Origin of the sequence: Aurantimonas endophytica (genome assembly GCF_014196845.1) — a bacterium.
GTDB lineage: Bacteria > Pseudomonadota > Alphaproteobacteria > Rhizobiales > Rhizobiaceae > Aurantimonas > Aurantimonas endophytica.
The window spans coordinates 329,450-354,526 of the sequence record NZ_JACIEM010000004.1; the positions used below are offsets into that span (position 1 = coordinate 329,450).

Here is a 25,077-nt window from a genome sequence, read left to right on the forward strand (position 1 = left end):
TCGTCTGAAGCCGAAGCCCAGAGGAGTGCTAGCAAGAGCGTCCCCGCCATAATTCAAGACAAAAGGCATGAGCGGAAGTGCCAAAGCAGGACGTCTGTCCTGCAATGGCAGGGGGAGCGCGAACGGCTGTGGCAACACTGGCAGTTGCAACTTGGTAGCCGACTTGCGAAACAGCCGTCGTGAGGGACGCCTCTGCCTGCCGGGCCGCGCAGGAGCCTGGAGATCAGATGACCACCACCGCCGAGAGCCTGAAGCCGCTTCTGTGGGAACCCAAGAACCTGGTGCGCGCCGTGCAGGCGGCCGGGGTGACGCTCTGGTCCTGGAACGTCGATACCGACGCGCTGGCGATGGACGACCATGCCTACGATCTGTGGGGCATCCCGCAGGGCAAGGACGTCAAGTTCGAGGATCTGTCGGCGCATATCCACCCGGCTGACCGGGACCGGGTGCGGGCCGCCTTTAACGCCACGCGGGCGATCGTCGGGGCCTACGAGATCGACTTCCGCATCATGATCGGCGACGAGCTGAAATGGATCTCGGCGCGCGGGCAGGGCGACGATACCGGCATGGTCAGCCGGATCATGTTCGGCATCTTCATCGACGTGACCGGCCGCAAGCAGGCCGAGGAGGGGCGCGAGCTCCTCGCCGGCGAGATGAGCCACCGGGTCAAGAACCTGCTGGCCATCGCCTCCGGCCTCACCGCCATCACTTCGCGCTCGACCGAGACCACCGAGGACATGGCCCGCGAGCTGACGCAGCGGCTGACGGCGCTCGGCCGGGCCCACGATCTCGTCCGGCCGATCGCCGGGCAGACCGAGGCCGCCTCGGCACTGCTCGGCGACCTGCTCACCGTGCTGCTCGCGCCCTACGACGATCTCGGCGCCTTCAGCGGGCGGATCCGGGTCTCCGTGCCGCGGATGAGCGTCGGCGACTCGGCGACGACCATCCTCGCACTGATCGTCCATGAACTCGCCACCAACTCGTTGAAATACGGCGCGCTCTCCGTCGACACGGGCACGCTCGACGTCTCCTGCTCGGCGCATGACGAAGCCATCACGCTTGTCTGGACCGAGAGCGGCGGGCCGCCGGTCTCGCCGCGGACAGGCGTCGGCGGCTATGGCAGCAAGCTCATCGAGCGCAGCGTCATCGGCCATCTGCGCGGCAAGATCGACTATAACTGGGCGAACAGCGGCCTCGTGGTGACGCTCAAGGTCGACCCCGCCCGCCTCGCGGAGTAGCTTGAGGATGATCGGTCCCGGCGGCGGCAAGACGGTCGTCGGAGGGGCCGAGAACCGACCTTTTTGGCATCCCTCGATGATCCAGACCCCGCCGAAACTGCTGTCCAGCGGCAACCCGCAGATCCCCAAGGGCGACGGCAACGAACCCGTCCAGGCCTATATCGCCGCCATGCCCGGCTGGAAGAGCGACCTCGGGCGGCGCCTCGACCGGATCGTCGAAACGGCCTTTCCTGCGGTGCGCAAGGCGGTGAAATGGAACACGCCGCTCTACGGCAAGGAAGACGGCTGGTTCTTCGCCATGTACTGCTACAAGAACCACGTCCAGCTGACCTTCATGCAGGGTGCGTCGCTCGATCCCGTGCCGCCGGTGGCCTCGAAGGTCGCCGGCACCCGCTATGTGAAGATCCGCGAGGGCGACGAGCTGGACGAGGCGCAGATCGCCGACTGGCTGCGCCAGGCCGTTCGGCTGCCGGGCGTCAGGCTGTAGGGAACCGACCATGCCGAGCATCGAGATCCTGGCAGCCTTCCTCGTGACGACGGCGGTGTTCGCCGTCATTCCGGGGCCGGCCATGCTCTATGCCGCCGCGCGGACGATGGCCGGTGGGCGCCGCTCGGGCCTGATGGCGGTGCTCGGCCTGCATCTTGGCTGCTATGTCCACATCGCCGCTGCGGCCGGCGGGCTGTCGGTGCTGTTCCACGCGGTGCCGACCCTCTATCTGGCGGTCAAGCTGGCGGGCGCCGCCTATCTCGTCTGGCTCGGCATCCAGCTGTTCCGACCGGACCGGGCGGCGAATGCCAACGCCATCCAAATGAAGCCCCGCTCGGGGCGCCGCGCCTTCGCCGAGAGCATGACGGTCGAGATCCTCAACCCGAAGACGGCGATCTTCTTCCTCGCCTTCCTGCCGCAATTCGTCGATGCGGCGGCAGCCTTCCCGATCTGGCTGCAGATGGCGCTGCTCGGCGTCGCGGTGAATGTCGTGTTCTCGCTGACGGACATCGTCTGCGTCGTGCTGGCCGGGCTGGCGGTCGAGCGGCTGAAACGCTCCGGCCGCGCCCAGCGCCTGGTCCGCCGGGCCGGCGGCGCGGTGCTCGTCGGTCTCGGCACCCATCTGGCGCTGCAGCGAGGCTGAACCGGCAGGTCCGCGGCCGGGGCCGGGGTCAGGCCTTGGCCGGGGCGCCCGGCCCGTCGTGCTCGATTCGGGGCAGGAACCAGGCGAGCAGCCCGGCCAGCGGCAGGAACGAGCAGAAATGATAGACCGCCTCGATGCCGTAGCGGTCGGCGAGGCCCCCGAGGATCGCCGCGGCGATGCCGCCGAGACCGAAATTCAGCCCGTAGAACAGCCCGCCGATGAGGCCGATACGGTTGGGCAGCAGCTCCATCGCGTAGATCAGGATCGAGGCGAAGGCGCTCGCCATCACGAGGTTGATCGTCACCGTCAGGACACCTGTCCAGAACAGATCGGCATACGGCAGCATCAGGGTCAGCGGCAGCGGCCCGAGCACCGAGATCCAGATGATCCGGTAGCGCCCGATCCGGTCGCCGACGATGCCGCCGATCAGCGCGCCGGCCGCCGAGGCCATCAGGAAGACGAACAGCATCATCTGCGAGGCGGGGATCGAGAGCCCGAAGCGCTCGATCAGATAGAAGGTGTAGAACGAGCGGAAGCTCTCGCCATAGGCGTTCTTGGAGAACATCAGCAGCGTCAGGACGACGAGCCCGATGGCGATCGTCGACGTCGCGTGGCGCGGCAGGTTCGCCTGGTGGCCGGCGAGCGATTCCCGCACCTCGGCGAAATGCCGACTGATCGCCGCCTGCTGCCGGCCGATCCAGCCAAGCAGCAGCATCGCCGCGAGCGCCGCGGCGGTGAACCAGGCAAGGCTCGGCTGCCCCAGCGGCACGATGATCAGCGCCGCGCAGACCGGGCCGAGGGCGCCGCCCGCCTGGCCGCCGACCTGGAACATGCCCTGCGCCAGCCCCTGCCGGCCGCCCGCCGCATAGCGCGCCATGCGGGTGGCCTCGGGGTGGAATATCGACGAGCCGATGCCGATCAGCGCCACCGCGACGAGGATCGCCGTGTAGCTTCCCGCGAAGGCAAGGGCGATGAGGCCGGACAGCGTGAACACCATGCCGATGACCGGCGAATACGGTGCCGGGCGCCGGTCCGTGTAGACGCCGACCAGCGGCTGCAGCAGCGAGCCGGCGATCTGGAAGGTGAGGGTGATCAGGCCGATCTGCGCGAAGTCGAGATCGTAGCTGCGCTGGATGATCGGATAGATCGCCGGGATCAGCGACTGCATCAGGTCGTTGAGGAAATGCGCCACCCCGAGGACCGCCAGGACGGCCATATAGGTGCGCGGCTTCAGCGATAAAGCAGGGGCAGTGTTCATCTCGGACCGTCCGTCACGCCTCCCGGCACCGATGCCGGGCGACAAGCGGCGTACGCCGAAGCGGCGGCGACTGCAAACCCTATGGCGACCTTACCGGGGAAAGCAGGGCGAAGCGATCGCCGGCGCCGGGCGCGAGACAGGCCGCCGCCGGGCCCCACGCCTCCTGCAAGCTGCCGGACTTGCGTTCGCGCCCACTGCCGGGCGCCGTCGGCAGCGCCTCAGTAATTGGCGAGGACCGCGTCGGACGCCGGCATGCGAAGGCGCTCGAGGCCGTAGGCCCGCTGCGCCACCGTGTGCGGGAAGGGCTGGGACGGATTGCCCATGGTCGGCGGCATCCGCATGATCGGCAGGATGCGGCGCAGGATCCGCCCGGCCGCCGGCACTGCGTTCCAGCCGGAGGTGCGGAAGCCGTGCGTGCCCTCGACGGCCTTCGGTTCGTCGAGGATGACCAGGAACAGGTATTTCGGGTCGTTGGCCGGCAGGATGCCCATGAAGGACGTCATCACGCGGCTCTTGTCGTAGCGTCCGTTGACGACCTTCTCGGCGGTGCCGGTCTTGCCGCCGATATAGTAGCCTTCGATATTCGCGCCCTTGGCCGAGCCCGAGATGGCATTGAGGCGCATGAGGTAGCGCAACGCTTCGCCGGTTTCCGGCGTCACCGCCTGGTCGTGGATCGTCCGGGCGGCCGGGTCCGTCCCCTTGACGAAGGTCGGCCGGATCAGCCGGCCGCCGTTGACCAGCGCGCCGACCCCCATCGCCGCCTGCAGCGGCGTCACCGCCAGCCCGTGCCCGAAGGCGATGGTCGCCGTGTTCACCGCCTGCCAGTTGCGCGGCACGATCGGGCTGGCGCTTTCCGGCAGTTCGGTCGTCAGCCGGTCGAGCTGGCCGAGCTGGCGCAGGAAGCTCTTGTGCCCTTCGACGCCGACGCCCATCGCCATACGGCCGAAGGCGATGTTCGAGGAGACGAGGAACGCCTCCGGCAGGTTCAGCGGCCGCTTCTCGCCGCGAAAATCGTTGATGCGGAAACGTCCGAAGCTCAGCGGCTTGCTGGCGTCGAGGACGGAATGGATGTTGAAGACACCCGAATCGAGCGCCATCGCCGTGGTCATCGCCTTGAAGGTCGACCCCATCTCGTAGACGCCGACATTGATCCGGTTGATGTTCTCGGGCTTCTGCGCCTGCGTCGCATCATTGGGATCGAAATCGGGGAGCGAGACCAGTGACACGACCTCGCCGTTGGTCACGTCGAGGACGAGCCCCGCGCCGCCGACGGCCTTGTAGCGGTCGATCTCCCGGCGCAGCTCGTCGGTGAAGGCGTGCTGCACCTTCAGGTCGATGCTCAGCTGCACCGGCTCCAGATCCTGCCGCTGCAGGTCCAGGCCGGCCATCTGCAGCACTTCGAGGCCGCTCTGGTCGATCCAACGCTCGATGCCGGCGATGCCCTTGTTGTCGATGTTGACGGCGCCGAGGACCTGCGCGGCCGCGGTGCCGTTCGGGTAGAGCCGCCGCGTCTCGCGCCGGAAGCCGACGCCGGGAATGCCCTGTTCCCAGAGCGCCTGCTGCTGGCGGGCGGTGATCGACCGCTTGATCCAGGTGAAGCCGCTGCGCCCGCTGAGGCGCTGGTAGAGGCTGCGGGCGTTGAGGTCGGGAAGCACCGCGAGGATCTTCTCGACGGCCTCGTCGGTGTCGACGATGCGGCGCGGCTCGGCGAAGGCCGAGAAGGAGGGGATGTCCCGCGCCAGGAGATCGCCGTTCCGGTCGAGAATGTCCGGCCGCGCGATCGAGGGGGGAGCGGGACTGCGGCTCGCGTCCGCCATGTCGATCGAGCCGAACCATGCCAGCCGCAGGACGAGCGTCGCGTAGATCCCTGCGAACGCAACGATGGTGATCGCCGTGCGAACCCGGTTGCGCCCCGGTTCGATGACGCGGCGACGGCGTGTCGATGGCGTCGGCGCAGCCGGAGCGGGGTCGAGTTCGGTCATGCATTCTCGCAAAGGTCGGACGGGGCGACGCCCGCCTGTTGCGGCCGGCGCTGGCCCCCATCCTTCGCTTCAGGACGGTTAAGGCGGGTTTAACGTCCCGGATGATCCGCCCGGCTGGACGCAGCGGACCGCTCCAGTTTTCCGGCGAGGCGGCGGTCCGGGTTCGGGCAGCGGGGGCAAGCGGGGCTCGCCATCCCGCCGATCCCGGCGCAGGCCGCCGTCATGCCGTCGACGATCTGCCGGATCTGGCGCATCGGCTGGCCGCGGTCGCCGCCCGCGACTTCCGGGCGTGCCGGCCCATGGCCGCCGGGCGTCAGCCCTCGTGGCGGCTGTCGGACAAGCGGTCGCGCTCGTATTGCCGCGCGCCCGGCACCGGCGGCAGCCAGGCCTCTCGGCGGATGGTCCAGAGCTCGTAGGTCGGCGTCAGCTGGCTCGGCTCGTCCAGCGCGCCGAGGCTCACCTCGACCTCGTCCTCGCTCCGCCCGAACACCCACGCGCCGCAGCGCGGGCAGAAGCTCCGCCCGGCGAACTCGCGCGTCTCGCCGCTGATCGTCACCGCCACCTCGGGAAAGATCGCCACCGCCTGGAACACCGACCCGCTCAGCTTCCGGCAATCGAGACAATGGCAGAGCCCGACCCGATAGGGCGCGCCGGCGGCGGTGATGCGGACATCGCCACAAAGGCAGCCGCCGGTGAGTGGGGTCATGGGGGTCCTTTGAGTTGGGTGTCCAAGGCGTTGTGCGCTCGTCAGTCTGTCGCGGCTTCGCTGGTTATCTGCTTAGTGAACAAGTTTGACATGAGGCCGCCGGCCAGCTTGCGCCCATTCCGGACAGTGAAGCGACAGATTCCGTTCCCCGTAACCTATTGTTGGCCGCTATCTGCACAGATGCCGCTGAAGCGGTCAAAGCAGTATTTCGTGGCCCCAACGACCATTGAACCTGAACGGCAGTCGGCCTTCTATAGTTTCTCGCCAGTATTTTCTTCATACCAGTCGCGAATGTGGATGCAGAGAAGTCCGACGAGTGGTGCTTGAAGCGTGGGGACTGTCCCGCCATCAGGCGCAAACGAAGGCGCGTCATACTGATCCATTCCCCATGTGCCAATGCTCCCGGCACCAGTCTATTCTCTGACTGCGTACACCTTCCGCGTTCCCGCCAACTGACCATCCTTATCCGTATATCCGTCGCGGGTGTATCGGACTTCATCCTCCAAGAATGCGTCGAAGATGCCAGCGACCTCGGGCCGTGTGAAATGAAAGAGCTGCGTTTTGCTCTGAGTATCCGATGCGATCAGCAACCCGTCCGGCAAATACGCACTTTCCGAAAGAACGCCGATCACACGCGCGTGCAGCATCCTGTCGGAAATCGCTTTTGGCGTTCTTTTTTCGAGATGCCTTGCCGTCATGTCATAGTTGTTGAAGATTTCGCTTGCGGTACGGCTTATGAATGGCTCCCGCCATTCCACGTTCTTCTTGACGTCGATTTCATGAACCGGAAGGGACGTCTCGCGAAAGCGATCTGTCACCAGACGGCACTCGATTAAGCGTCTCATGCACACCGCGGCAACTCCAATCGCCCTCTCCAGCATGTGATAGGGGTCGTGCTCGGTGCCTGCCTCCTCCAGCACCTCGCCGACACAATGCAAAATTCTGCGGCGCTGCTCCGCGAGCTCGTTCTTCCACGTGTAGGACTGCCACTCCGACGAACCTACGGTTCCCAATTTACGGGCTTCCTCAATCCGAGCTTCTAGGTCTTGGTCCGACATCAGCTTTTCGTCATGCATGGCTCTTTCCACCCTACATTAGTCGGCAAAAAAGGTATGCCGAGCAGCCGGTAAGTTTCGAAGTCTAGCGCACTTGTTGGTGTCCGCTTTGGCCGAAAAATTGCCGGGAGCTGTCGTTCCGAATACGACCCAAGGCAGTCAGTGGCATGCAAGCGAGCGCTCTGTCCCTCTGCAGCGTCCCCCTACCCATTCCCCACCACCACGTCCGCCTTCACGCTCTCCCCCAGCACCAGCCGCATGTTCGGCAGGTCGTTGCCCTCGAGCTTGTCGGTCAGCGCATGGCCGGTGAGGCCGAGGCCGAGCCAGCGGTCGGTGAGGCGCTGGCGCAGCGTCGGTTCGGGGACGTCGAGCATCACGGTGAGGTCGAAGCGGGTGCGCAGGGCGGCCCAGTCCGGGTGGTCGAGGAGCAGGTAGTTGCCCTCGACGAGGATGATCCGGGCGGCGGGTTCGATGATGCGGGCGCCGGCTCTGGCGATCTCGATGGCGCGGTCGAAGACCGGCACGGCGACGGCGCGGCCGTCGTCGGCCCTGAGGCGATCCAGCATGACGGCGAGCCCGTCGACGTCGAACGTGTGCGGGGCGCCCTTGCGGGGGCGGTGGCCGCGGGCTTCCAGCACCAGGTCGTCATAGTGAAAGCCGTCCATCGGCAATATGTCGGCAACGCCCGGCGACGCAGCGTTCAGCCGGTCGGCGAGCGTCTCGGCGGTGGTGCTCTTGCCGGAGCCGGGCGAGCCGGCGATGGCGACGACGAGGCGGCCGGTGCCCCGGCGGGCGAGGATCAGCTCGGCGAGGCCGGGAAGCGTCAGGCGGGTCATCGAGCGGCCCTCGGGTGCAGGGCGGGACGGCGCCGGAGGGCCGTCGGAGAGCGGCGGAAGGGAAGGCCGGCGGCCGGCAGGGAAGGGCTCAAACGGCGCCGGGGCAGGGCGACAGCCGGCCGGGCCGCCCGCGCAGGGCGTCCGGGCAGGGCGCGCGCCGGATAGCGTCGCGACCGGCGGGGACGCGCTGGCTGGGTCGGTTCGAGACAACGGCCGTTCACCAAACGAAGACGATTCGTCACGCGCCGTGCCCTTTCAATCGGTGCCGCGAGCCCGCTTATCTGGGGCCAGCAATCGAACGCAACGGAGACAGCCATGTCCCTCGCCCTCAAAGGCATCCATCATCTGACCGCCATCACCGCCGACGCGCCGGGCAATCTGCGCTTCTACACGCAGCTGCTCGGGCTGCGGCTGGTCAAGAAGACCGTCAACCAGGACGATACGAGCGCATACCATCTGTTCTACGCCGACGGGAAGGCGACGCCCGGCACCGACATCACCTTCTTCGACTGGCCGGCCCCGCGCGAGCGGCGCGGCACCCACGCCATCTCGCGGACGTCGCTGCGGGTCGCCGGGGCGGAAAGCCTTGCCTACTGGCGCGAGCGGCTGGCCGAGGCCGGCACCAGCGTCGGCGAGATCCGCGATCTCGACGGCCGCGCCTCGCTCGATTTCGAGGATCCGGAGGGCCAGCGCCTGCGGCTGGTCGACGACGGCGGCGCCGGCGAGGCCAATCCCTGGGACGCCAGCACCGTGCCGGCCGAGCACCAGATCCGCGGCCTCGGGCCGATCACCATCTCGGTGCCCGACCTGTCGCGCACCGCGCCGATCCTGACGACGCTGATGAACATGCGCGAGGCCCGGACCTACGAGGACGGCGGCGCGACGGTCCACGTCTTCGAGATGGGCGAGGGCGGCCCGGCGGCGGAACTGCACGTCGCGGTCGAGCCGGGCCTGCCGCAGGCCGGCCAGGGCGCCGGCGGCGTCCACCACGTCGCCTTCCGGGCCGCCGACGTCGAGGAGCTGCACCAGTGGACCGAGCGGCTGAAGGGTTTCCGCCTGCCGTCGAGCGGCGAGGTGGAGCGCTACTACTTCCGCTCGCTGTATTTCCGCGAGCCGAACGGCATCCTGTTCGAGATCGCCACCGACGGGCCGGGCTTTGCCGTCGACGAGCCGATGGAGAGCCTCGGCGAGAGCCTGTCGCTGCCGCCGTTCCTCGAAGGCAAGCGGGCGGCGATCGAGGCCAATCTGAAGCCGCTGAAATAAGGGGACGATGATGACCAACGACATGTTCGCCGCCCGTCTCCGCCTGTTGTCGGCGGGGGCACCGCTCGCCACCGCGAAACTAGCCGTGGTCTGCCTGCACGGGCGCGGCGGCTCGGCCGAGGACATTCTCGGCCTCGGCCAGGCGCTCGGCGAGGATGGCATCGCCTATTTCGCGCCGCAGGCGGACGGCGGCGCCTGGTACCCGCGGCCGTTCATGGAGCCACTTGCCGCCAACGAGCCGGCGCTGTCGGCGGCGCTCGGGCGGATCGGCGAGATCCTCGACGGTCTCGCCGCGCAGGGGTTCGAGCGCGACCGCGTCGTCCTGGCGGGCTTCTCGCAGGGCGCCTGCCTGTCGGCAGAATATCTCGCCCGCAATCCGGACCGGGTCGGCGCGCTGCTCGGCTTCTCGGGCGGGCTGATCGGCCCGTCGGTGGCGGACCGCGAGACGCCGGTGGACCTGACCGGCGTGCCGGTGTTCCTCGGCTGCTCGGAGCGCGATCCGTTCATCCCCGCCATGCGGGTCCGCGAGACGGCGGAGCATTTGCAGAAGCGCGGGGCGAGCGTGACGGCGAAGCTCTATCCGGGCAACGCCCACACGATCAACCAGGACCAGATCGACGAAGGCCGCGCGCTGCTGGCCGGCCTCGCCGGCTGAGGCTTTCGCGCCCGGCATGATCGTCCGCCCGCCGGCATTTCGGCGGGCGGCAGAGGGCACGCGGCGGCGCGGATTCCGGCTGGCGCATGACAGCGGGCCGGCATAATCTTCCCCTAGGGATGTGTCCCGGCGGGAGATCAGGCATGCGCGTCATCGGCACTCTGTCAGCGGCGCTGGCCGCGCTCGTCCTTGCCTTCCTCATGGCACCGCCCGCAGGGGCGCAGGTGGCCGAGCGGCGCATCGTCACCACCGAGGGCGCCGACTATTTCGGCCGCGACTACGACATCCTCAAGGACGTCGACCTCGACCTCTGCAGCGCCGCCTGTCTCGGCGACCGCCGGTGCAAGGCCTTCACCCTCAACACCAGCAGCCAGTGGTGCTTTCTCAAGGAGGAGGTCGGCGAGCTGCGCACCGTGGCCGGCGCCGTCTCCGGCAAGGTGGTGGTCGCGGCGGCCGTCGACGACGATTCGATCGCGGCCCGCGAGGCGGACCTCGACTTCCTGCCGCGCGCCACGCTCGACGAGGCACGGCGCCTGCGGCTCGAACTCGCCGGCGCGGACCGCGACAGCCAGTTCGGCGAGGTCACCGCCGACAGTCTCGCCGCCCGCGCAGCCGCGGCCCTGTCGCTGCCGGAGGCGATCCGCGCCTGGCGCGAGGCGCTGCAGCGCGACCCGCTCGACCACCGCGCCTGGCTGGGGCTCTCGGACGCGGCGCTGAACTACACCCCGGAGCAATATTCCGAGCGGCCGCAGAACGACCGGTTCCGCGAACTGGGCGCCGTCAACGCCTATCTGGTCGCCGGCGCCGACGACGAGCGGGCGGAGGCGTTGCGGGCGCTCGGCGCCAGCTTCGAGGCGAAGCAGGACTGGAAGATGGCGATCCGCACCTATCGGCGGAGCCTCGCCATCGCCGATGTCGGGTCGGTGCAGGCGCAACTCGACGCCGTCGTCGCCGAGCACGGCTTCCGGATCATCGAGCACACGGTCGACAACAACGCCGCCAACCCGCGCATCTGCCTCAATTTCTCCGACACGCTGTCGGGGACGCTCACCAGCTCGGAGAATGCCGGCGACTATGTCAGCGTCGAGGGCGGCGACAATCTGCCGGTGACGGCGAGCGGCACGCAGATCTGCGTCGACGGCGTCACCCATGGCGAGCGCTACCGCATCGTCGCGCGAGCGGGCATCACGGCGATCGACGGCGAGATGCTGGGCAAGCCGGCCGAGCTCAGCGTCTATGTCCGCGACCGCGACCCGTCGGTGCGCTTTGCCACCAACGCCTATGTGCTGCCGGCCGGCGGCGAGGCGACGATCCCGGTCACGACGATCAACACCGACCAGATCGAGGCGCGGCTGCAGCGCATCGGCGACCGTGCCCTGTCCCGCACGATCGGCGACGCGCGGTTCCTTCGCGGCCTGTCGCAATGGCAGATCGACGAGGTGGCGAGCGACAGCGGCGAGGACGTCTGGACGGGCACGGTCGACGTCGCCCGCGAGACCAATGAGGAGGTGACGACGGCGATCCCGGTCTCGGCCATCGCCGAGACGATCGAGCCCGGCGTCTACATCCTGTCCGCCAAGGCGAAGAACGGCCCGCAATACCAGGACACGCTGGCGACGCAGTGGTTCGTCGTCAGCGACATCGGCCTGACCAGCTTCGCCGCCGAGGACGGCTTCCACGTCCTCGCCCGCTCGCTCGGCACCGCCGGGCCGATCGAGGGCGCGGCACTCGAGCTTGTCGCCGTCAACAACCAAATTCTGGGCACCGCCACCACCGACGCGGCGGGCCATGCGCGCTTTCCCGCCGGCCTGCTGCGCGGCACCGGCGGCGACCGGCCCTCGGTGCTGACGGCGGACAAAGGCGGCAGCGATTTCGTCTTTCTCGACATGACGCAGGCGCCGTTCGACCTCACCGACCGCGGCGTCGGCGGAAGGGCGCCGGCCGGGCCGCTCGACATCTTCCTCACCGCCGAGCGCGGCATCTACCGCACCGGCGACACGGCCTATTTTACCGGCACGGTCCGCAACGCCACGGGCGCGGCGGTGGAGGGGCTGACGCTGACCGGCATCGTCACGCGGCCGGACGGCGTCGAGTTCGCCCGCCGGCAGATTGCCGATGAAGGCGCCGGTGGCTTCGTCTGGGAGCTCGGCCTGCCGGACAACGCCATGCGCGGCGTCTGGAAAGTGGCGCTGCACACCGATCCCAAGCAGCCGGCGCTCGCCGAAAAAACCGTGATCGTCGAGGATTTCGAGCCGGAGACGATCGATTTCGATCTCAGTGCCTCGGCCGAGACGCTCGACCCGGCCTCGCCGCCGACGATCGATGTCGCGGCCCGCTATCTGTTCGGCGCACCGGCCGGCGAACTGGAAGTCGGCGGCGAAGCGGTGCTGACCGCCTCCGACACCATCGAGGCCTTTCCCGGCTATCGCTTCGGCCTCGCCGGCGACGACACGACGGCAACCCGCCAGCCCTTCGAGAGCGCGACGACGGATGCGGACGGCAACGCCACGCTGGCGATGACGCCGTTCGACGCCCCTGCGACGACCAAGCCTGTGACGGCCTCGCTGCAGGTCCGGGTGATGGATGCGTCCGGCCGACCGGTGGAGCGGACGATGACGCTGCCGCTCGCCGGGTCGCAGCCGCGGCTCGGCATGAGGCCGCGCTTCGACGGCGCCGTGGCCGAAGGCGCCGAGGCCGGCTTCGACCTGATCGCCATCGATGCCGACGGGGAGCGACAGTCGCTCGGCGGCGTCGAGTGGCGGCTGGAGAAGATCACCACCCAGTTCCAGTGGTATTCGACCGCCGGCAGCTGGAACTACGAGCCGGTGCGCAGCGGCGAGCGCGTCGCCAGCGGCACGATCGACATCGCAGCGGATGCGCCGGCCTCCCTGTCGCTGCCGGTGGAATGGGGCGAGTACGAGCTGTCGCTGACCGCCCCGGGTGACGCGGCGCTGCCGGCGAGCGCCGGCTTCGATGCCGGCTGGTACGTCGCGACCGGGTCGATGGACACGCCCGACATGGCACGGGTGTCGCTCGACAAGCCGCGCTACGCGGTCGGCGACACGGCGACCGTCCATATCGAGCCGCGCTTCGCCGGCACGGCGGAAGTGCTGGTGATGGGCGAGAGCGTGATCGCGTCCAAGACAGCCGAGATCGGTGCGGACGGCGGCGAGGTGACGTTGGACGTGACCCCCGAATGGGGCGCCGGCGCCTATATCGCCGCCATCATTTACCGGCCGATGGATCTGGACGCGCGGCGCATGCCGGGCCGGGCGATTGGCCTGGCCCATGCGAGCGTCGATCCGGGCGAGCGGCAGCTCGACGTTTCGATCGCGGCGCCGGAACAGATCGAGCCGCGCCGAAGCGTCGATGTTGCGGTCACCGTCGACGGCGTTTCGCCGGGCGAGACCGCCTATCTGACGCTGGCGGCGGTGGACGAGGGCATCCTCAACATCACCTCGTTCGAGCCGCCCTCGCTCTCGGGCTATTATTTCGGCCAGCGCCGGCTGGGCGTCGAGATCCGCGACCTCTATTCCAGGCTGATCGACCGCATGCAGGGCGCGCCCGGGACGGTGCGCTCGGGCGGCGACGCCAGCGGCAATTACGAGAGCCCGCCGCCGATGGACGAGCTGGTGGCGCTGTTCTCCGGCATCGTCACGGTCGGCGCCGACGGGCGGGCGAGCGTGCCGCTCGACATTCCGGACTTCAACGGCTCGCTCAAGCTGATGGCGCTCGCCTGGAGCAAGACCGGCATCGGCGAGGCCAACGCCGACATGCTGGTGCGCGATCCGGTGGTGATCGCCGTCAGCCGGCCGCGCTTCCTGGCGCCGGGCGACAGCTCGCGGATCGCCATCGACGTCACCCATGTCGAGGGCCCGACCGGCGAGATCGGCCTGTCGCTGACCGGCGGTACCGGCATCGTCTCGCTGGGCGGCGAGGCCGAAACGCGCCTCGACCTTGGCGAAGGGGCGCGCGAGCGCTTCATGCTGCCGGTGACGGCGGAGGCGATCGGCGACGCCGCCTTCGAGGTGGCCTTTACGCTGCCGGACGGCGAGGTTCTGACCAAGGCCTTCTCGGTGCCGGTGCGCTCCATCGCGCCGGAGACGGTGGAGCGGAGCCGCGTCGTGCTGGCGGCGAATGGCGGCCGGCTCGCGCTCGATCCGGACATCTTCGCCGATCTCGTTCCCGGTACCGGTGCGGCGACGCTGACCATCACCGGCGCCGCCGAGTTCGACGTCGCGGGCGTCGTGCGGGCGCTCGACCGCTATCCCTATGGCTGCACCGAGCAGATCACCAGCCGGGCGATGCCGCTGGTCTATCTCGACCCAACCATCCTTGCCGCCGGGCTCGGCCGCACCGACGACGTGCGCCAGCGGGTCGACGAAGCGATCGCCGGGGTCCTCGCCAACCAGTCGTCGAATGGCAGTTTCGGCCTCTGGCAGCCGGATTACGGCGACCTCTGGCTGGATGCCTATGTCACCGACTTCCTGACCCGCGCCAAAGAGGCCGGCTACACGGTGCCGGAGACCTCCTTCACGCTGGCGATCGACAATCTGCGCAACAGCCTCGCCTATCTGCCGGAGAAGCCGGATTTCGGCCCGGTCGCCTATGCCTATTACGTTCTCGCCCGCAACGGCCGGGCCGCGATCGGCGACCTGCGTTACTTCGCCGACAACGAGCTGGATAATTTCAAGACGCCGCTGGCCAAGGCGCAGATCGCCGCGGCGCTGGCGCTCTATGGCGACCGGGTGCGGGCGGAGCGGATATTCCGCACGGCGATCGATGCGTCCGCCGGCCCCATGACGCCGATCCCCGGCCGTACCGATTTCGGCACGCCGCTGCGCGACGACGCCGCGATCCTGACGCTGGGGCTGGAGACGGATGTCGACGGGCTCTCCTTCGACGGGCTGGTGCAGCGGGTCAACGCCGCGCGGCAGGAAATGCGCCATACCAGCACGCAGGAGGACGCCTGGTCGCTGCTGGCCGCCCACGCGCTGCTCGGCCGCAACCCGCCGCAGCTGACCGTCGGGGGCGAGGACATCGACGGCGTCTATTCGCGGGCCTTCGATGCGGCGGGGCTCGCCAGCGGGCTGGATGTCGCCAACCGGGCGGCGAACCCGGTGACGGCCGAGGTGACGCTGCGTGGCGTGCCCGAGATCGCGCCGCCGGCCTCCGTCGACGGCTACGCGATCAGCCGCAGCTACTACACGCTGGAGGGCGAGCTCGCCGACCCGTCCGCGATCGGCCAGGGCGACCGGCTGGTGGCGGTGGTCGAGATGACCCCGGTCGATGCCGGGCCGGCGCGGCTGATCATCGACGACCCGCTGCCGGCGGGATTCGAGATCGACAATCCGGCGATCCTGCGCGGCGGCGACGTCGCGGCGCTCGACTGGCTGGAACTGAACGGCGAGGCGGCGCATACCGAGTTCCGCGCCGACCGCTTCCTCGCCGCCATCGACCAGGGCGCGGACGACACCGCGACGCGGCGCTTCGCCTATATCGTGCGGGCCGTCTCGCCGGGCGAATTCGTGCATCCCGCGGCGCTGGTCGAGAACATGTACGACCCGACCCGGCGCGGCCGCACCGCCGAGAGCCGCGTCAGCGTCGTCGGCCCGCTGCGGTGACGGGCAGGGAGCGTTCGCGGTGTCACGGCTGAGGCGGCTGGCGCAGGGCGGGCTGCTGCTCCTGCTCCTCGCCATCGTGGCGATCGGAAGCGGCTATTCCGCCTTCGAGCGCGCCGTCACCGAGCGCATCGCCGGCTTCGCGGCGCCGGTGACCGGGGTCGAGGTCCGCGACCGGAACGGAGCGCTGCTCAGGGCTTTCGCCAACGACGACGGCGGCTGGCGGCTGGCCGCCGGGGCCGAGGACGTCGACCCGCGCTACCTCGCCATGCTGCTCGCCTGGGAGGACAAGCGCTTCGCCGAGCATCCGGGCGTCGATCCCGTGGCCTTCGGCCGGGCGCTCTGGCAATCGGCGCGGCACGGGCGGATCGTCTCCGGCGGCTCGACGCTGACCATGCAGGTGGCCCGGATGCTCGGCCGGCTGCCGACCGGCAGCTTTGCGGCCAAGGCCGAGCAAATCCTCTCCGCCATCGCGCTGGAGCGCAGCCAGGACAAGGCGGCGATCCTGTCGCTCTATCTCGAACTCGCTCCTTATGGCGGCAATCTGGAGGGCGTGCGGGCGGCGAGCCTCAGCTTCTTCGGCAAGGAGCCGCGGCGGCTGACGGCGGCGGAGGCGGCGCTCCTCGTCGCGCTGCCGCAAGCGCCCGAGCGCTACCGCCCCGACCGTTTTCCCGAACGCGCCAAAGCGGCGCGCGACCGGGTGCTCGACCGGATGGAAGCGCTTGGCATCCTCGACGCCGACGAGGCGGCGCGGGCCCGCCGCGAGGCGATGCCGCCGGCACGGCGGCCGCTGCCGATGCTGGCGGCGCATGCGGCGGACCGGCTTCGGGCGGCGGACCCAAGCCGCAGGATCATCGACCTCACCATCGACAAGTCCGTGCAGGCGCGGCTCGAGGCTTATGCGAAGGAGAAGGCCGCGACGCTGAAGAAGCCGGTGAGCCTCGCCATCGTCGTCGCCGATCACGCGACCGGCGAGATCGTCGCCGATATCGGCTCGCCGGATCTGTTCGACCGCGAGCGGCAGGGCTTCGTCGACCTGACGCGGGCGTCGCGCTCGCCGGGATCGACGCTGAAGCCGCTGATCTACGGCCTCGCCTTCGAGCGCGGCGTCGCGCATCCCGAAAGCCTCGTCGACGATTCGCCGGGCGGCTTTTCCGGCTACACGCCGCAGAATTTCGACCGCGACTTCCAGGGCATCATCACCGCGCGGCGGGCGCTGCAGCTGTCGCGCAACCTGCCGGCCGTGGAACTCCTCAGCGCCGTCGGCCCGGCGCGGCTGGTCTACCGCATGCGGCGGGCGGGGGCGAAGCCGGAACTCGGCGACCGCTCGCTGCCGGGCCTTGCCATCGGGCTCGGCGGCATCGGCCTGACGCTGGAGGACCTCGTCGCGATCTATGGCGGCCTCGCCAATGGCGGCGTCGCCATGCCCCTGCACATCGAGCCGGGGGCGGCGGCGCCCGGCAAGCGCATCCTGTCGCCGCAGGCGGCCTGGTACGTCACCTCGATCCTCGCCGGCGCGACCACCACGGCCAAGGGCTCCCCCGGCACGATCGCCCACAAGACCGGCACGTCCTACGGCTACCGCGACGCCTGGACTATCGGCTACGACGGCCGCCACGTCGTCGGCGTCTGGCTCGGGCGGCCGGATGGCGCGCCGGTGGAAGGCCTCGTCGGCGAGGCGACGGCGGTGCCGGTAATGCAGGACGTCTTCGCCCGGCTCGGGTCCCCGGCGCGCCTGGCCGGCCCGCCGCCCGGCATCCTCGCCTCGGCCGGGTCCGGCCTGCCGCCGCCGCTCCGCCGCATGGGCCGCGCCGCCGAGCGCGCGGAGGCCGGGCTGAAGCCGGAGATCGTCTTTCCGCCCAACGCCGCGCGGGTCGAAATCGGCTTCGGCGAGGGCGGAAGCGCCGGGACGGGCACGCTGCCGCTAAAAGTCCGCAACGGCCGCCCGCCTTTCACCTGGTATGTCGACGGCCGCCCGGTCACCCTCGGCACGCTCGACCGCCAGTCGAGCTGGCAGCCGGCCGAGCCGGGGTTCCTCAGCATTTCGGTAGTGGATGCCACCGGCGCGGCGGCGGCGACGCGGGTGTTCGTGGAGTAGGGTTGGGCGGCAGGAACCAATCGAACTCGGCGCCTGGTGCGAAGCCGGGCATTGAACAGCTGGGTCGGGTGGCAAGCGGAAATATTCGCTTCCTACAGGCACCAAGGCCGTCAGATATCCGACTCAGAAGCACCGGGAGCATTCCCGATATCGGCAGTTTCTAGCTGGTCTGCTTTCTAGCGACGGAACCTGCTTCTGATGGTGCGCTGCCGTCTTTCCGCAAAGGATGATTGTCCCGGGAATGCTGGGAGGTCCGAAACCTTCTTCAGCTTGGGGTGGCCCAGCGTCCACTGCGCCCGAGTCTCTACCGCGCGTTCCACGTCAGGAAGGTCTCGGGCTCGTCCCCTCGGCTGAGCGCCTCAAGGTATAGGGACTTCCAAACCGTCCGAATGAAAGTTTCCATCGTGGTCGGTAGAGGGGGGCGGACTCCGTCGCCGCCGTGGAAGCGGACGACACCATGGTTCAACGCGTCGCTCGATCGGTCGTCGTCGAGCCATTGCTCAGGCCCGCCGAACCTCCTGAGGAATTCTTCTTCAATGTCTTTCTGCGTCCGATCGACGAACCTGTACTCCACCGGCTTGCCGATCTCACGACCCATGATATCGGCGATCTCACGCATCGTGAGGTCCTGCGAGCCGACCTCGCGTATCACGCGATGCTCGCCTGTCGGGTTCGTCAGCTCCTTCGCCGCCAGTTCGGCGATGTCGTCCGTCGCGACCCACGGCATCTTCAGGTCCGGCTCGTAGAACCAGGCGAGACGCCCGTACTTCGCCACAGACCCCGTCCAGGCAAGCGTGTTCTCCATGAACCAAGCCGCCCGCAAATGCACCAGGTCGATATGGGCCAACTCGTTGAGTTTCTGATCGAGGCGGTGGAACACCTCGAAGTGGCCAGTCTTCCCGTCGACTTCCGATCCCATCGACGTCAAGCTCACGGCGTGTTTCACAGGGGAGCCGCGAAGTGCGTCCACGAAGCGCTGTGCGACCGCCGGGTAGTGGCCCTCGATGTTGTTCCAGTCAGTCTTCACCATCAGGAAAGCAGCCTCGACATCCTGGAAAAAGCTGCCGAGGTCTCCCGTGCCGGTGTCGAAGCTGCCGAGAAACGGTTCGGCACCATCGTGGGCCAGGGCGTCGAGAGCCGGACCGCCCCTTGATAACGCCTTCACCTGATGTCCGGCACCGAGCAGGTTCCGGGTAAGTTTGGCAACGATCCTTCCGGTCGCGCCGACGACAGCAATGCGCATGGCAATCTCCGTTGGTGATGTTGATTGCCAACGGTAGCGGATTGCGGTTCGCCGGGATTTAGAGATAGTGCCATATGATCCTCAAATCAGGCCAATCTGCCGTGGTTCCTCGCCCGTGTAGCGGCGACTTCGACCTTGATCGTTCGGATGGCCCTGCGGTCGCCTTGCGCGTCGACTTCGCCGATTATGAAAATGAAGTGCCCCAGCATCGACATCGGCCGGGACAGCTCATCCTGGCGCTGCATGGCGCCGTCATCTGTACGGCGGCGAACGGCCTGTGGATCATCCCGCCAGGCTTTGCGGTATGGATCCCAGGTGGGGTACCCCACAGCAATCAGGTGACGCCGAATGCGCGTCTTTCATATCTGTTCGTCGAGCCCGGCGCTGTGGCGATGCCTCAGAGCTGCTGCGCACTGTCTGTGTCGCCGATGCTCCGCGAGATGATCCTCCGCCTGGCGGATGTGCCAGACCGCTACGCTTCGGACGACCATATTGGCCGTCTGGTGCGGGTCTTGCTCGATGAGCTGGCGCTCATGCCGAGCGGGGGGCTCGAGCTGCCCGTGTCCGATCATCCCAAGATCGCCGTTATCGGCGCCGCCCTTGCGGCGGATCCGAGCGACCGTCGCACACTTCGCGAATGGGCTATGCATGTCGCCATGAGCGAACGGTCCTTGAAGCGGTTGATCCGCCAAGAGACCGGGCTGACCTTCGGCCAATGGAGGCAACGACTCCATCTGATTGTCGCGCTGCGCGAACTCGCCAGCGGCGCCACGGTACAGAAAGTGTCGGGCGATCTCGGATATGAGTCCGCGACCGCCTTCATCGTCATGTTCAAAAAGGCGCTCGGAACGACACCGGGCCGCTACTTCGCTTCACAGTTCTAGCGTAACCGATCACTGGCTGGACGACGAAAATCGGGGCGGTTTTCTCGCCAGACTCTCTCGATCGCTTTTCCGAAGGTTGCTTGGTGGTCTCGCTACCTGACGAGCTGGCCCTGGCCCGCACGACCCGCCCGCTCCCCGGCCGCGACGGGCCGGACGCACCCCCCCCACACCCTTACCGGTTGTGACGCCGCCGCCGCCGCGATATGGCAGGCCGGGACGAATTTTGCGGCAGAGGCCTTCATGACGTTTACCGAGCGGCTTTACCGTCGGTCGCTGGTCGCTGCGATCACCGCCGGCTTTGCCCTGCTCATCGTGCTCGGCCTCGCCGTCGCCTGGCTGGTGGTGCGGACCCAGGAGAGCAGCCAGACCGTCACGCACACCTATGAGGTGGAGGTGACGCTGTCGCAGATCCGGGTCCTCGTCGAGCGCGCGGAAGCGGCGCGGCGCGGCTTCCTGCTGGAGCCGCGCGAGGGCTTCCGCCGGGTCTTCGAGGAAACCGTGGAGCAGATCCCGCCGCTCCTCGACCAGATGGCAGGGATGGTCGCCGACAATCCGCCGCAGCTCGAGCGCGTCCGGCAACTGACGTCGCTGACCAACGAGCATCTGGCGGTGCTGCGCGAATCGATCACCGAACGCGAGGCCGAGGGCCTGCGGCCGGAGGATGTCGGCCGCGTCGGTGCCGAGGACATCGCGCTGATCGTCGGTATCCGCGACGTGGCGCGGGCGATGTCCCAGGCCGAGTCCGATCTCCTGCGCGAGCGCACCGATTCCCAGCAGGCCTTCGTCGCCACTTCCTACGCGTTCATGATCGTCGCCTTCGTGCTGCTGCTGCTCGTCGCGCTCGGGACGATCTGGGCGGCACGGCAGAACGTTCGCGAGCTGCGCCAGTCGCGCGACAAGCTGCGCTTCCTCAACGACGACCTGGAATCGGTCGTGCAGACGCGGACCGCCGACCTGCAGCGCGCCAATGACGAGATCCAGCGCTTCGCCTACATCGTCTCGCACGACCTGCGCTCGCCGCTGGTGAACGTCATGGGCTTCACCAGCGAGCTCGACGCGGCGACGAAGCAGCTTGCCGAGATGCTCGACAAGGCGGAGGCGGAAGCCCCGGACGTGATCACCGAGGACGCAAGGCTTGCGGTGCGCGAGGATCTGCCGGAGGCGATCGGCTTCATCCGCTCCTCCACCGAGAAGATGGACCGGCTGATCAACGCCATCCTGCGCCTGTCGCGCGAGGGCCGCCGCGTCATCACGCCGGAACGGATCGACATGAATGCGATGGTTCGCGGCATCGTCGACAGCCTGCAGCACCGGCTGACCGAGATGGGCGCCGAGGTGAAGGTCGAGCCGCTGCCTGACCTCGTCAGCGACCGGGTGGCGATCGAGCAGATCTTCTCCAACCTGATCGAGAACGCGGTCAAGTACCTGAAGCCCGGGCGGCCGGGCGTCATCAAGGTCCGCGGCAAGCGGCAGAACGACCGGGTGATCTTCGAGGTCGAGGACAACGGGCGCGGCATCGATCCGAAGGACCACGACCGGGTTTTCGACCTGTTCCGCCGTTCCGGCCAGCAAGATCAGCCGGGCGAGGGAATCGGGCTGGCACATGTGCGCGCGCTGGCTTATCGACTTGGCGGAATGGTCGGCTGCGACTCGGCGCTTGACCAAGGGGCGACTTTCCGCCTTTCAATGACAGCCAAGCTGCATGAGACATGAGGACAAAGTGAACGCTCATCTCCCCGTGAATATCGTGATGATCGAGGACGATGAGGGCCACGCGCGCCTGATCGAGAAGAACATCCGCCGCGCCGGCGTGACCAATCCTGTCCGCCACTTCACCGACGGCACCTCGGCGCTGCAGTTCCTCTACGACGCCCCGGACGGTCCGGCCCACAACGGCCCGGCGCTGGTGCTGCTCGACCTCAACCTGCCGGACATGAGCGGCACGGACATCCTCGCCCGGATGAAGTCCGATGGGCCGCTGAAGCGCACGCCCGTCGTCGTCCTGACCACCACCGACGACAAGGTGGAGATCCAGCGCTGTTACGATCTCGGCGCCAACGTCTACATCACCAAGCCGGTGAACTACGAAGCCTTCTCCCAGGCGATCCGCCAACTGGGCCTGTTCCTGTCGGTGATCCAGCTTCCCGACCCCGAGGCAGGCGGCTGAGCATCCCTTGCCCCGTGTTCTGTATATCGACGACGACGAGGGACTGAGACTTCTGACGCAGCGCGCCCTCCGGCGCCGCGGCTACGAGGTCGCGACGGCGGGCAGCGGCGACGAGGGCCTCGCGCGCCTGCGGGCCGAATCGTTCGATCTCCTCGCTATCGACCACTACATGCCCGGCATGGACGGGCTGGAGACGCTGGCGCAGGTGCGGGCCCTGCCGTCGCCCCCGCCGGTCGTCTACGTCACCGGGTCGGAGGAGAGCCGCGTCGCGGTCGCCGCGCTCAAGGCCGGCGCCGCCGACTACGTGGTGAAGACCATCGGCGAGGATTTCTTCGACCTTCTCGCCTCGACCTTCGAGCAGACGCTGGCGCACGCTCGTCTCGTCGCCGCCAAGACCGATGCCGATGCCGCCTTGAAGGCGAGCAACGACCGGTTGGCGGCGCTCCTCAAGGAAGCCAACCACCGGGTCGCCAACAGCCTGCAGCTGGTCTCCGCCTTCGTGCAGATGCAGGCTTCCAGCCTCGACAACGAGGAAGCGCGCGTCGCGCTGAAGGACACGCAGCAGCGCATCAGGGCGATCGGTCAGGTGCACCGCCGGCTCTACACCTCCGACGAGATCGCCACGGTCGACATGGCCGACTATCTCAAGGTGCTGGTGGAGGAGCTGGAGGAGACCTGGTCGACCCCGTCCTCGCCGCGCCGCGTGGTGCTCGACGTCGAGGCGATCCGGCTGAACACCGACAAGGCCGTCTCGGTCGGCGTGGTGGTCAACGAGCTCGTCAGCAACGCCTGCAAATACGCCTATGAAGAGGGCGAGAGCGGCGAGATCCGGGTGTCTCTCGCGCGCCTCGCGGAGCGTTTCCTGCTGGTCGTCGAGGACGACGGCAAGGGCACGGTCAAGCCGCCGCAGGCCAAGAGCACCGGGCTCGGCACCAAGCTGATCCGCGCCATGGCCCAGAGCCTCAACGCCGCGATCGAATATGGCGACGGCCCGAATGTCCGGGTGATGCTGCAGGCGCCGCTCTGATGCCTGCCGGCGCGGCTTCGGCCGCTACCGCTTCATCAGCCGGATCGCCTCGCCGACGATGCCGCGGCGGAACAGCAGCACGCACAGGACGAAGATGACGCCGATGATCACCGTCACCGGGATGTCGGACGTCGCGAAATAGTTCTGCATGGTCACGACCAGGGCGGCGCCGACGGCGGGGCCGAAGATCGTGCCCATGCCGCCCAGAAGCGTCATCAGCACCACTTCGCCGGACATCTGCCAGGCAACGTCGGTAAGCGTCGCGATCTGGAAGACCAGCGCCTTGGTGGACCCGGCGAGGCCGGCGATCGTCGCCGACATGACGAAGGCGCCGAGCTTGTAGCGCTCCACCCGGTAGCCGAGCGAGATGGCGCGGTTCTCGTTCTCGCGGATCGCCTTGAGGACGTGGCCGAAGGGCGAGTTGACGATGCGCCAGACGGCGAAGAAGCCGGCGACGAACACCGCCAGCACGAAATAGTACATGTTCAGCGTCGGGCCGAGGTCGATCAGCCCGAGCAGATGGCCGCGCGGCACGCCCTGGATGCCGTCCTCGCCATGGGTGAAGGGCGCCTGCAGGAAGATGAAGAACACCATCTGCGACAGCGCCAGCGTCACCATGGCGAAATAGATGCCCTGCCGGCGGATGGCCAGCGCCCCGATGACGAGGCCCATCAGGCCGGCGCCGGCGGCACCCAAGAGGATCGCCGAGAGCGGCTCCCAGCCCCAGACCTTGGCGGCGTGGGCGGTGAAATAGGCGGCGCCGCCGAAGAAGGCGGCGTGGCCGAAGGACAGGAGCCCGACATAGCCGAGCAAGAGGTTGAAGGCGACGGCGAACAGCGCGAAGCACAGCACCTTCATGATGAACACGGGATAGACGAAGAACGGTACCGCCAGCAGCCCGGCCAGCGCGATCACGGCGATCGCGACGCCGAGCCAGCCGAGCCGGCGCTGGGCCGAGAGCTTGCGCGCCGGTGCTTCCGGTTTGCTCGCCATGATCGCGCCGGTTTCGTCGAGGCTGGTCATGTCAGGCCTCCTTTCCGAACAGGCCCGCCGGACGGACCATGAGCACGATCGCCATGATGACGAAGACGACGATGTTGGACGCTTCCGGGTAGAACACCTTGGTCAGGCCCTCGAGGATCCCGAGCGCGTAGCCTGAGACGATCGCCCCGAGGATCGAGCCCATGCCGCCGATCACCACCACGGCGAAGACGATGATGATGATGTTCGTGCCCATCAGCGGGCTGACCTGGTAGATCGGCGCGGCAAGCACGCCGGCGAGCGCGGCGAGCCCGGCGCCGAGCGCGTAGGTCAGCGTCAGCAGCATCGGCACGTTGACGCCGAAGGCCTGCACCAGCTGCGGGTTCTCGGTGGCGGCGCGCAGATAGGCGCCGAGGCGGGTCTTCTCGATCAGCAGCCACGTGGCGAGGCACACGGCGAGCGAGGCGACGACGACGAAGCCGCGATAGTTCGGCAGGAACATGAAGCCGAGATTGGTGCCGCCGGCGAGCAGCGGCGGCGTCGGGTAGGGCTGCCCGGCGGCGCCGAAATAATAGCGGAACGTGCCCTCGATGATCAGCGCCAGGCCGAAGGTGAAGAGCAGGCCGTAGAGATGGTCGAGATCGTAGAGCCGCGACAGCATCGTGCGCTCGATCACCGCCGACAGGAGCCCGACGATCACCGGCGCGAGGATCAGCGTCGGCCAGAAGCCGAGCCCGGCATAGTGCAGGATCAGATAGGCGGTGAATGCGCCGAGCATGTACTGGGCGCCGTGGGCGAAGTTGATCACCCGCAGCAGCCCGAAAATGACCGCGAGGCCGAGGCTGAGCAGCGCGTAGAACGAGCCGTTGATGAAGCCGATCAGCAACTGGCCGAGCAGCGCCGGGAGCGGAATGCCGAAGATCATGGTCATCG

Annotated in this window: 19 protein-coding genes; 11 read left to right on the forward strand and 8 right to left on the reverse strand. The window is 68.3% G+C overall.

Annotation, left to right across the window (positions count from 1 at the left end):
• Positions 1 to 227: 227 nt before the first annotated feature.
• From GGR03_RS16030 to GGR03_RS16040, 3 genes are all read left to right on the forward strand, one after another.
• Positions 228 to 1,238, forward strand: a complete 1,011-nt coding sequence (locus GGR03_RS16030) for a sensor histidine kinase (protein WP_183209760.1) — start codon at positions 228 to 230, stop codon at positions 1,236 to 1,238.
• A gap of 76 nt (positions 1,239 to 1,314) precedes the next feature.
• Positions 1,315 to 1,725 carry a DUF1801 domain-containing protein gene (locus GGR03_RS16035; RefSeq protein ID WP_183209761.1) on the forward strand — a complete coding sequence of 137 codons (411 nt, stop codon included), beginning with the start codon at positions 1,315 to 1,317 and terminating at the stop codon, positions 1,723 to 1,725.
• A gap of 10 nt (positions 1,726 to 1,735) precedes the next feature.
• Complete coding sequence (locus tag GGR03_RS16040; protein WP_183209762.1) at positions 1,736 to 2,368, forward strand: LysE family translocator; 633 nt, start codon at positions 1,736 to 1,738, stop codon at positions 2,366 to 2,368.
• A gap of 28 nt (positions 2,369 to 2,396) precedes the next feature.
• On the opposite strand, the gene GGR03_RS16045 is transcribed toward GGR03_RS16040, so the two are convergent.
• The 5 genes from GGR03_RS16045 to GGR03_RS16065 all read right to left on the reverse strand — a co-directional run bounded on the left by GGR03_RS16045 (position 2,397) and on the right by GGR03_RS16065 (position 8,205).
• Positions 2,397 to 3,626 (reverse strand): MFS transporter, encoded by a 1,230-nt coding sequence (locus GGR03_RS16045; protein ID WP_183209763.1) that lies wholly within the window; start codon positions 3,624 to 3,626, stop codon positions 2,397 to 2,399.
• Between the two features lie 218 nt (positions 3,627 to 3,844).
• A complete protein-coding gene (locus tag GGR03_RS16050) occupies positions 3,845 to 5,608 on the reverse strand; it encodes a peptidoglycan D,D-transpeptidase FtsI family protein (RefSeq protein WP_183209764.1) in 1,764 nt (587 codons plus the stop codon).
• 313 nt (positions 5,609 to 5,921) lie between these two features.
• On the reverse strand, positions 5,922 to 6,314 hold the full coding sequence (locus GGR03_RS16055; RefSeq protein WP_183209765.1) for a GFA family protein: 393 nt from the start codon (positions 6,312 to 6,314) through the stop codon (positions 5,922 to 5,924).
• Positions 6,315 to 6,727: 413 nt separating this feature from the next.
• Positions 6,728 to 7,390, reverse strand: coding sequence for a hypothetical protein (locus GGR03_RS16060; RefSeq protein ID WP_183209766.1), 663 nt, complete (start codon positions 7,388 to 7,390; stop codon positions 6,728 to 6,730).
• A 182-nt stretch (positions 7,391 to 7,572) separates the two neighbouring features.
• On the reverse strand, positions 7,573 to 8,205 hold the full coding sequence (locus GGR03_RS16065) for a nucleoside/nucleotide kinase family protein (protein ID WP_183209767.1): 633 nt from the start codon (positions 8,203 to 8,205) through the stop codon (positions 7,573 to 7,575).
• Between the two features lie 315 nt (positions 8,206 to 8,520).
• On the opposite strand from GGR03_RS16065, the gene GGR03_RS16070 reads away from it, so the two are divergent.
• The 4 genes from GGR03_RS16070 to pbpC all read left to right on the forward strand — a co-directional run bounded on the left by GGR03_RS16070 (position 8,521) and on the right by pbpC (position 17,842).
• Complete coding sequence (locus GGR03_RS16070) at positions 8,521 to 9,468, forward strand: ring-cleaving dioxygenase (protein ID WP_183209768.1); 948 nt, start codon at positions 8,521 to 8,523, stop codon at positions 9,466 to 9,468.
• A gap of 10 nt (positions 9,469 to 9,478) precedes the next feature.
• Positions 9,479 to 10,123: an alpha/beta hydrolase gene (locus tag GGR03_RS16075; RefSeq protein WP_183209769.1), complete on the forward strand. Its 645-nt coding sequence runs from the start codon at positions 9,479 to 9,481 to the stop codon at positions 10,121 to 10,123.
• A gap of 143 nt (positions 10,124 to 10,266) precedes the next feature.
• Entirely contained in the window at positions 10,267 to 15,747 is a 5,481-nt protein-coding gene (locus GGR03_RS16080) for an alpha-2-macroglobulin family protein (RefSeq protein ID WP_183209770.1), read from the forward strand.
• Positions 15,748 to 15,766: 19 nt separating this feature from the next.
• Complete coding sequence (gene pbpC / locus GGR03_RS16085; RefSeq protein ID WP_183209771.1) at positions 15,767 to 17,842, forward strand: penicillin-binding protein 1C; 2,076 nt, start codon at positions 15,767 to 15,769, stop codon at positions 17,840 to 17,842.
• 304 nt (positions 17,843 to 18,146) lie between these two features.
• Here the strand turns inward: pbpC and GGR03_RS16090 are convergent, their stop codons facing one another.
• Complete coding sequence (locus GGR03_RS16090; protein WP_183209772.1) at positions 18,147 to 19,085, reverse strand: NmrA family NAD(P)-binding protein; 939 nt, start codon at positions 19,083 to 19,085, stop codon at positions 18,147 to 18,149.
• Between the two features lie 74 nt (positions 19,086 to 19,159).
• Between GGR03_RS16090 and GGR03_RS16095 the strand changes: the two genes are divergently transcribed.
• The 4 genes from GGR03_RS16095 (at position 19,160) to GGR03_RS16110 (ending at position 23,163) form a co-directional block, all read left to right on the forward strand.
• The gene (locus GGR03_RS16095; protein WP_183209773.1) at positions 19,160 to 19,969 is read left to right on the forward strand and encodes an AraC family transcriptional regulator; all 810 of its coding nucleotides are present in this window, start codon (positions 19,160 to 19,162) and stop codon (positions 19,967 to 19,969) included.
• 240 nt (positions 19,970 to 20,209) lie between these two features.
• Positions 20,210 to 21,682: a sensor histidine kinase gene (locus GGR03_RS16100; protein WP_183209774.1), complete on the forward strand. Its 1,473-nt coding sequence runs from the start codon at positions 20,210 to 20,212 to the stop codon at positions 21,680 to 21,682.
• 37 nt (positions 21,683 to 21,719) lie between these two features.
• Positions 21,720 to 22,136 (forward strand): response regulator, encoded by a 417-nt coding sequence (locus tag GGR03_RS16105; RefSeq protein WP_246368161.1) that lies wholly within the window; start codon positions 21,720 to 21,722, stop codon positions 22,134 to 22,136.
• Between the two features lie 7 nt (positions 22,137 to 22,143).
• Positions 22,144 to 23,163 carry a sensor histidine kinase gene (locus GGR03_RS16110; protein WP_183209776.1) on the forward strand — a complete coding sequence of 340 codons (1,020 nt, stop codon included), beginning with the start codon at positions 22,144 to 22,146 and terminating at the stop codon, positions 23,161 to 23,163.
• 24 nt (positions 23,164 to 23,187) lie between these two features.
• Here GGR03_RS16110 and GGR03_RS16115 read toward each other — a convergent pair whose 3' ends face one another.
• Positions 23,188 to 24,186, reverse strand: coding sequence for a branched-chain amino acid ABC transporter permease (locus tag GGR03_RS16115; protein ID WP_246368089.1), 999 nt, complete (start codon positions 24,184 to 24,186; stop codon positions 23,188 to 23,190).
• A 1-nt stretch (position 24,187) separates the two neighbouring features.
• A complete protein-coding gene (locus tag GGR03_RS16120; RefSeq protein ID WP_183209777.1) occupies positions 24,188 to 25,075 on the reverse strand; it encodes a branched-chain amino acid ABC transporter permease in 888 nt (295 codons plus the stop codon).
• Positions 25,076 to 25,077 lie beyond the last annotated feature (2 nt).